Raw genomic sequence first — 6,881 nt, 5'->3', positions numbered from 1 at the left:
TGTGGATAAACAAGCCACTGGAAGAGCACGAACTGGCCCTGGAGTTACCCTTGGTTCAGGCCGCCTGAGTGGCAGCCAAGGAGTGACAACTTTCCTGAAAGTCACCGCTGCAGCGCTCACAGGGGCGGGTGACATTGGTAGCGAGCCGCTGCTAAACGATCTTTGTGCTGGTGGGCTCGACTTAGCCGTTATCTCAATCAAGCGGTCTGATCAGCTGGTTGCAAGCTGTACGAGCACAGGCAAATCAGTCTGGATCGCACCCAAGACCACACGGTCGCTCACTTTGAGATATTCGTGGGCCAGAAGATTGCGGAAGTCGATGATCTGCCTTCCCTCAGGGATTGCAGCAAATAGCTGGGGATCACGCTGGGCAATCACCTTGAGTGCTTCACCGATGATGATGAATTCACGCTCGACAGATGAACGGATCAGGCGCGTGGCGCTGTAGGTGCTTTCATCGATGCCCGCAGTCGCATCTTGGATTGCCGACGCGGCTTCCAAAATGTCGTTGAGGTAGGCACTGGAATTACGCTGCATAGATCTCTTGCTTGCTTGCTTCTATCGTTTGTTTGATGTATGGGTTGCGCACCGCATCAGACATCACCAGGTCAACGCGAGCAGCGAGATCCTGCCGTAGATCGTTCAGCAGAGCGAAGTAGGCCTTGTAGAGACTGGAAGCATCGAGCGGCTGGAACTCGACAAGCAAATCGATGTCACTTTCGCCAGGCCTGTAGTCCGCTCTCAGCACCGAGCCAAAGGCATGCAGCCTTGCCACGTGGTGGCGTCTACAGGCAGCAGTGATGGCCTCCAGTTGGGGCTGTGCAAGGGAAAGGCTCATGCTCCCCATTGTGCCCAGCTCACGGCCTCTTTTGGATGCTGCCGATGCCTGGCCCAGCGACGCTCAAGTTGAGAGCTTGCCAGGCTTTGCCAGAGGGCCATCGCCAGCTCCACTTGCGCAGCGCCTGGTAGCGCCGGCAGCACTGCCAAGGTGATGGCTCCCATCAGTAAACCTGGCCGCCAGGAACTCTGCCCTTAGCGGTAGCTGCTCGGCCCAGATGGGCCCTCGGCAATAGCCCCTGACCTCCTTGGGACTGCGCCCCCTGTGCCATGGGCATCACCCTGATCGAGGCAGCCAAATACGAAAACCGTCTTGAGCATCTAGCTGTGCTCAAGACGTTTTCAGAGGGCGAACTGCTCGCCCAGCTGCCGTTCATGAATATTGCCGGCAGCGGCCTGTTTTATTCCGCTGAACAGGAGCTGCCATCTGTTGGCTTTCGCGCTGTGAACGAGGGCTACACCCAGAGCTATGGCGTGGTGGACCAGCGCGCAGAAGCGGTGCACCTATTTGGTGGTGACGTGGATGTGGATCGCTCGATCGTTGACCTGATGGGTCCTGAGGCCCGCGCCAGCCAGATCGAGATGAAGGTGCGCTCCATGCGCCTCACCTTGGAAGCAACAGTGATCAATGGCGATAGCAGCGCCAACCCCAGGGCATTTGACGGCCTCAGTAAGCGCCTGCAGCCAGGCGATGCGATGGCAATCGACAACGCAGGCAGTGGTGGCGGCAGCGGTGGCGGCAGCACTGCTCCTGGTGCACCGCTTGATTTCGATCGCCTCGATGAGCTAATCGATTCGGTGAACGCCTATGGCGGCAGCAAGGTGCTGGTGATGAGCAAGGCGATGCGCCGTCAGCTCAATGCCCTGGCCCGCGCCTCCATTGGTGGCGAAGTGTATCAGACCAGTACCAACTCCTTTGGGATGACGGTGCACCGCTACCAGGACTGCGAGCTCGTCACGGTTGACCGCGATGCCCAGGGCATTGAGGTGATGGGTTACGACGAGGCAGGCGGCACCAGCTCGATTTACTGCTGCACCTTTGGTGATCAAGGCGTCACTGGTTTGCAGGGCCCTTTCCAGGGCCGCTATGGCATTTCGGTGCGGGACCTGGGCGAGGTACCTGATGCCCCGGTGTTTCGCACCCGCGTCGATTGGTACGTGGGCTTTGCCGTGCTGCAAAGCCGCGCTGCTGGCCGCCTCTTCAACATCACCCCTGCTAACTGAGCCATGAACGGCAATCCCTTGCTTGATGCGGAGACCACCCTGGTGGGCTGGACCAACCGCAGCGCAATACGCAACTTGGAGCGCACCTTCCTCTCTGGAGAAGAGGTGCTGCTTACAACCAAGCTCGATGCGGCGTCACGCTTCTCAGTAGTAGCAAGTAATCCAGGCTCTGCTGCTGCAGTTGAAATTCAGGTGTCCTTTGCGCCTGTGCTGCGTGATGGCACAACCGGTAGCTGGGTGGTTGCTACCACCGTGGCGCTGCCAGCAGAAGGCGGGCGGGTGGAGGCGTTCATCAGTGGACGTGACATTCAGCTCAATGCTGCTGATTTAGCCGATGTGGATTTGCCAGCGGTCTGCTTTGCCAAAGCAGAGGTGAGCCCCGAGACCCCAGAGGGGATGCACGTGGGCCTTACGGCCACCATCCCCGCCTGAGCGCCATGACGACTCTTGTGCGCCATGACCTAAGTGATCCAGCCATTCCTGAGGGGATGGTGCGGATCAGTGCTGGAGCAGAGCACCGCTTTATATGGCCGGTGCACCTAGGCGGCTGGCAAAGCCTGGGCTGGCAGCTGCAACCTGCTGCCGATCTGACAGCACCTGAACCCAGGCGGCCGGAGCCGCTATTGCCTGAACCCAGGTTGGCGGAGCTGGAACTGGAACCAGATCTAGACCCATACCCGAATCCAGACCCAAATCCAGACCCAGACCCAGATTCAGGCCCAGAAGAGGTGGCGGGCCAGGGCCCGGACGCACAACACTCCCAGCCAGAGGTCGTTGACGCGCCGCCGTCTGGCGCAACTGACGCTGCGATGCCGCTGCCAGAGGCCACTGACTTTCAGGCGTTGACCAAGGCCCAGATCATTGAGCACTGCTCAACTATCCACGGGGTGGAGCTCGACGGCAGCCAGACCAAGGCCGAACTGGTGGAGCAGGCAAGGGCCCTGGAAAGCCAGGACGCGCAGTTGATCTGCCCGCCGCTGCCCGATGGGCTGGTGGATGACCCGCTGATCTGAGTGGATCTGCCCTCCCCATGACCTCCTTGTTGCGCACCCCGGCGATCAGCAGCAGCGGCATCAGCGCCCAGCTGATCCGCCTGTTGCCGCCTCTGGGGTGTCCGGGCCAGCCGGTTTGGGTGCCGCCCAATGAGGTGCTGCGCTGGGAGCAGCTGGGTTTTTACCGCGCTCCCATACCGGCAGCGGTACTGGAGCTGGCCTGGCAGCCCGTTGCCGCTACAGCTACGGCGGCTATCGCTGATCCAGCTGGCACCATTGCGGTGGAGCTACTGCTCAATACGCGCCACACCCCGCTCGCTGCGGTGACGGTGGACTGGGGTGATGGCACGACGACCGTGACCCTGCCCTGGCCCGCTGCCGACGGTGGGGACGCCAATGGCCGGTTGCTGCATGGCTATGCCAGCCGCAGGGATTACACGATCCGGGTTGCGCTCAGCGGCAATGGCCCTGCAGCTTCTGTGCTGGTGAGCCTTGCGGGCTGCCCGATCTGGAAGCCCGAGGTCACGCCGCCAACTGATTGCGGTGGCAGCTCAGGCAGCCGCTGGTTCAACGGCGATGGCCCCCCAATCACCATCAGCGGCGCTGTCCCCGGTGACTACTACCTCGATGGCATCTCTGGTGCCTTCTACCTGCTGGAGGACTGAGCAATGCCCTGGAGCAAGACCCAGAACATCCGCGGGCCGGCCGGTCCCCAAGGGGCGGCAGGTCCAACGACCCCTTCTACTGACGCCGGCAACCTGACAAGAGCTGGCAGTGATGGGTTGCTCTATACCCCTGCTAGCTGGTTGCTCACAGCTGATGTCACCTTGTATGTCGCCACCACAGCCGTTCCATAGGCGTCGGCTACGACCGGGTCCACGTGGCCATCGACGACGCCACGCGGCTCGCCTATGTGGAGGTTCTTGCTGATGAGCAGCAAGCCACTGCGATCGGTTTCCTGAGCCGCTCCGTGGCCTGGTTCAACGGCCAGGGCGTCGAGTGCCGTCAGGTGATGAGCGACAACGGTTCGGCCTACATCTCCAAGGCCTTTGCCAAGGCCTGCAGCGTCCTCAGGCTCAAGCACATCCGCACCAGGCCCTACACGCCTCGCACGAACGGCAAGGCCGAGCGGTTTATCCAGACCCTCTGTAAGGAATGGGCCTATGCCATGCCGTTCCAGAACTCCCAGGAGCGGAACGCCTGGCTACCCCGTTACCTGTCGATCTATAACCGGATCAGGAAACACTCAGCCCTCGGCAGCCGATCCCCTCAGCAGCGGCTCAACGAGCTGCTCTGCTGATCAACGTGGTGAGATACAACAGCTAGTCCTCCATTCTACTATTTTATGTTTCAGTGATATCAGTAATTGGAAGATCCACTGCTTCAGTTTGTCCGCATCTCTGCAGTAATACGATTGCAAGCACTAGTTCCATTGGAGTTTAATGAAGTTGCTGCCTGGTCGCTTCTTCATTAATTTCTAGAGAAGCTAGCCCGTAAGAAGTAAAAATTCAGTGGGGTTGCTCTTCCGAGCTTTGTCTGCTTGCTTGTCATCCATATTGCAGCCTTCATGGTTCTGCACGCCTTAGTTTACCCCAAGAATGTAGTCGAGAACTAAGGCTGGTATACCTGCAACCACTGCCAGCAGCAAGCCATAGATGATTGATTTGCCTCTGGGTATTTCTTCTACTTCTTTATCGACAGCAATATACCTTAGGTATGGAAAGAATATTCCGTAACTTAGGGAGATCGCAATGTTGGATACGTTCGATAGGTCGATGTTAATTACTGAAGATATGATCGACGCCAGAACGTAAATAATTCCTGACACATAAAAGTAGCTCCACTCCCTTATCTGTGTGCACACGGCAAACGGGAAGAAGAATGCTACCCAGGAAAAGCCCGCTGGATTCTTAACGCTGTTAGGCCCTATACTTCTCCCTGAATTGTTCCTTAGCTCTGGAAACGCATTTAATATTTTATCTAGGGTGTAGCCTTCTTCCAGTAATTTTCGGATCGCTGAAAGTCTCTTCTGCATTTCAGGGCTGATTGTTTCCTTGTAAGCAGTTATCTCATTTGGGTTCCCAACCTCGTCTAGCTTTTCGAGGAGGTCATCAGTTTCTTCTGCCACCTGGTTTAGGTTTTCCCATTCTTTGTTTTTGTCCATTTTCAGAGTACCTCCTGATTGGAATCTAGTTTTAGAATCTTAGACTGACTTGTGGCCTTCTGCACTCTTTTCCTTCCAGTTGTACAAGCCTTGTTCTCGTTGATCCAGATCCGTGTCACCTATTAGCCCAATTTATGGTTTCGGATTGCTCGATCCTGTGCAGGCAGTGCTTTTGACGACCGCCACAGCAGCTCAGTTGTACAGTAATGGCTTCGTAGCCCTGCCTGAACATCGAGAGACGGCAGCGCTGCGCTTTATTGTTCTCCTACGCCTCTATCGAGAAGGGGACACCCGGCCAGCCATCCGCTGCGCCCAATCCGGAAACTGGCTGATCAGGCCCTCGATCGGCTCAATCCCAACTTCTGTCAGCTCTACGCAGCAGAAGGTCGGCAATCGGCCCGAGCAGCCTGTGCTGGCCTAGATGCTTAAGTGGTTCTACTGGATCCGATCAGAGCGGCTGCTATTGGAGCAGCTCCACCATAAAATCCGGTTCCGCTTCCTGGGCTTGAGCAGTTCCAACGACTTTGAGGTGCAGGGGATATGTCTGTTGCAGGGTGCCCCCTTAGAGTTCCGTAATGGAAAGAAGCGCAGGTCTCTGAGTTCTCCTTTGCTTCCGACCCCAAAAGGCAAACCGCCCATTTCACCTTGCCAATCGAGCGATCAAGTCCCAGATTTACTCTCATAGCCCTCCTTTGCGTGAGTCTCGGCCTATTGCCTGGATGCAGGTCAAGGTTGTACCAGCAAGGAGCAACGACATCTTCTACCTCCACGTGTTCTAGCCAGACTTTGACAACTGAAGCCCTCTTTGAGGGTGCAAAACCAGGAGTCGCAGTTGTTCGAACTGATTCAATGGAGGGAAGTGCGTTCGTTATTCGGCAATCTGCTTCATCGACATTCTTGATAACAAACTCTCATGTCGTCGGACAGTCAAGCAGTGTTACATTGAAGTGGTCTGATGGCAGTGAAGATTCTGCTGCTGTTATTGCTAATTCTGGTGCGTCTACACCCCAGGCTGATTTGGCTTTACTCGAGGTTAGGGGTGTTCGTGGTCGGGCCTTAGTGTTAAAAGATACAGCTCCCAGCGTAGGTGCTGACATCGTTGCGATTGGTGCGCCGCAAGGCTTGGAATTCAGCCTTACAAGAGGCGTTGTAAGTAGCCTTCGCGATAACGGCGAGATCCTTCAAATTGATGCACCCATCAATCCAGGGAACTCTGGGGGTCCCATTCTCGATAAGAGCGGCTGTATTGTGGGAATGGCCACCTTTAAACTCGATAACAGTGAAGGGCTTAACTTTGCTGTTTCTTCCTTTTTGATAGACGCCTATTTCAGTAAGTCCATTGGAAGTTCAGGCCCGTCTGCTTCTTCCGGTAGCATTAGGATTCCTTCACCATCCCCCTTTTTATCGCCGTCCTCCCCTGGCGAGGCTGGCCCTGCTCCATCCCAGATAAACGGACCTAATTGTTGGTTCCAAGAAAGTCCTTCGTCTCAACAGCTTATTGGGTCCAGATGTCAGATTACGGGCCGAAGTGTTTCGCAAGGTCGAATTGAAGTTCAGTTAATAAATGCCAATGGCCTAAGACGTGTAATTTATCTTCTTCCTGACAATGGAGCAGAAGTTTATGTCGGAGGACAACGCTTTGATGGCACCTGGCAAGAAGATCA

General features: G+C 56.3%; 9 protein-coding genes and 1 pseudogene. 7 read left to right on the top strand and 3 right to left on the bottom strand.

Annotated features, from left to right (window positions below; translation table 11 throughout):
• Nucleotides 1-210: 210 nt before the first annotated feature.
• Both KBZ07_RS14145 and KBZ07_RS14140 read right to left on the bottom strand, forming a co-directional pair.
• The gene (locus KBZ07_RS14145) at nt 211-537 is read right to left on the bottom strand and encodes a DUF86 domain-containing protein (RefSeq protein WP_254932209.1); all 327 of its coding nucleotides are present in this window, start codon (nt 535-537) and stop codon (nt 211-213) included.
• On the bottom strand, nt 527-838 hold the full coding sequence (locus tag KBZ07_RS14140) for a nucleotidyltransferase family protein (protein ID WP_254932208.1): 312 nt from the start codon (nt 836-838) through the stop codon (nt 527-529). The genes KBZ07_RS14145 and KBZ07_RS14140 overlap by 11 nt, the downstream gene beginning before the upstream one ends.
• 269 nt (nt 839-1,107) lie before the next feature.
• Here KBZ07_RS14140 and KBZ07_RS14135 point away from each other — a divergent pair, with 269 nt between their 5' ends.
• The 5 genes from KBZ07_RS14135 (at nt 1,108) to KBZ07_RS14115 (ending at nt 4,353) form a co-directional block, all read left to right on the top strand.
• A complete protein-coding gene (locus KBZ07_RS14135) occupies nt 1,108-2,061 on the top strand; it encodes a major capsid protein (RefSeq protein WP_254932207.1) in 954 nt (317 codons plus the stop codon).
• Between the two features lie 3 nt (nt 2,062-2,064).
• On the top strand, nt 2,065-2,493 hold the full coding sequence (locus tag KBZ07_RS14130; protein ID WP_254932206.1) for a hypothetical protein: 429 nt from the start codon (nt 2,065-2,067) through the stop codon (nt 2,491-2,493).
• A 5-nt stretch (nt 2,494-2,498) separates the two neighbouring features.
• Nucleotides 2,499-3,074, top strand: a complete 576-nt coding sequence (locus tag KBZ07_RS14125) for a hypothetical protein (protein WP_254932205.1) — start codon at nt 2,499-2,501, stop codon at nt 3,072-3,074.
• Nucleotides 3,075-3,091: 17 nt separating this feature from the next.
• Entirely contained in the window at nt 3,092-3,718 is a 627-nt protein-coding gene (locus tag KBZ07_RS14120; protein WP_254932204.1) for a hypothetical protein, read from the top strand.
• 215 nt (nt 3,719-3,933) lie between these two features.
• The gene (locus KBZ07_RS14115; RefSeq protein ID WP_396124102.1) at nt 3,934-4,353 is read left to right on the top strand and encodes an integrase core domain-containing protein; all 420 of its coding nucleotides are present in this window, start codon (nt 3,934-3,936) and stop codon (nt 4,351-4,353) included.
• Between the two features lie 282 nt (nt 4,354-4,635).
• Here the strand turns inward: KBZ07_RS14115 and KBZ07_RS14110 are convergent, their stop codons facing one another.
• Nucleotides 4,636-5,217: a hypothetical protein gene (locus tag KBZ07_RS14110; RefSeq protein WP_254932203.1), complete on the bottom strand. Its 582-nt coding sequence runs from the start codon at nt 5,215-5,217 to the stop codon at nt 4,636-4,638.
• 230 nt (nt 5,218-5,447) lie between these two features.
• Here KBZ07_RS14110 and KBZ07_RS14105 point away from each other — a divergent pair.
• Nucleotides 5,448-5,728 (top strand): annotated as a pseudogene (locus KBZ07_RS14105) (IS5/IS1182 family transposase); the annotation flags it as partial.
• Nucleotides 5,729-6,003: 275 nt separating this feature from the next.
• A partial coding sequence (locus tag KBZ07_RS14100) for a S1C family serine protease (RefSeq protein WP_254932202.1) occupies nt 6,004-6,881 on the top strand: 878 nt, incomplete at its 3' end.

Source organism: Cyanobium sp. BA20m-14, assembly GCF_024346295.1.
Note: the sequence above shows the minus strand (reverse complement) of the source record. Positions and strands in the feature narration are given on the sequence as shown.

Bases quoted from the DNA above. Each gene is read 5' to 3' on its own strand.
- KBZ07_RS14120 (WP_254932204.1), top strand. From the start codon at position 3,092: ATGACCTCCTTGTTGCGCACCCCGGCGATCAGCAGCAGCGGCATCAGC.
- KBZ07_RS14130 (WP_254932206.1), top strand. From the start codon at position 2,065: ATGAACGGCAATCCCTTGCTTGATGCGGAGACCACCCTGGTGGGCTGG.
- KBZ07_RS14140 (WP_254932208.1), bottom strand. From the start codon at position 838: ATGAGCCTTTCCCTTGCACAGCCCCAACTGGAGGCCATCACTGCTGCC.
- KBZ07_RS14125 (WP_254932205.1), top strand. From the start codon at position 2,499: ATGACGACTCTTGTGCGCCATGACCTAAGTGATCCAGCCATTCCTGAG.
- KBZ07_RS14110 (WP_254932203.1), bottom strand. From the start codon at position 5,217: ATGGACAAAAACAAAGAATGGGAAAACCTAAACCAGGTGGCAGAAGAA.
- KBZ07_RS14145 (WP_254932209.1), bottom strand. From the start codon at position 537: ATGCAGCGTAATTCCAGTGCCTACCTCAACGACATTTTGGAAGCCGCG.
- KBZ07_RS14135 (WP_254932207.1), top strand. From the start codon at position 1,108: ATGGGCATCACCCTGATCGAGGCAGCCAAATACGAAAACCGTCTTGAG.